The sequence below is a fragment of the Pseudoalteromonas sp. SK18 genome, from assembly GCF_001974855.1.
GTDB lineage: Bacteria > Pseudomonadota > Gammaproteobacteria > Enterobacterales > Alteromonadaceae > Pseudoalteromonas.
In genome coordinates this window covers 1-517 of record NZ_MTQB01000072.1, presented here as the reverse complement: position 1 = coordinate 517, position 517 = coordinate 1, and the positions used below count along the sequence as shown (strand labels likewise).

The 517-nt window shown below is 42.6% G+C and carries 1 pseudogene; it reads left to right on the top strand.

Annotated elements, in window-relative coordinates:
• Positions 1 to 517 (top strand): annotated as a pseudogene (locus BW139_RS18190) (S9 family peptidase); the annotation flags it as partial.

Here is a 517-nt window from a genome sequence, read left to right as displayed (position 1 = left end):
GTTAGTCGTTGTACAAAAGCAAACAGACTGGCGTGGTGATGGCGATATTATGCCTAACTACATTACAAATGACGCCACTATAGAACCTAAAAAAGCACGCCGCCGTGTAGCCGACGCTAAAGAAGAAACCTCAAAGCTTGTCTACACCAATTTAACTAACAAAGAGCAAACATCACTTAGCTTTAATACCTTACCGGGCTTTGACGAAGATGTTTTAGCCGCAGTTAAAAAAGAAAATTATGCACGTGATGGTACAACATCTAAGTCTAAAAAGGCACCTCGTGGTATCAACCTTATTATGGACTGGGGTTTTGAGCAAAGCCCAATAGTATGGAACGACGATGGCTCACAAGTAGCTGTCATGCTAGAAGCGTGGGACAACAAAGACCGCTGGCTTGCAACGGTAGATTTTAAAAACAACAAACTTGTGTCGCAACATCGCCTGCATGACGATGCATGGATTGCTTACGCATTTAACGACTTTGGGTGGTTACATAACTCAAACACGCTTTATTAC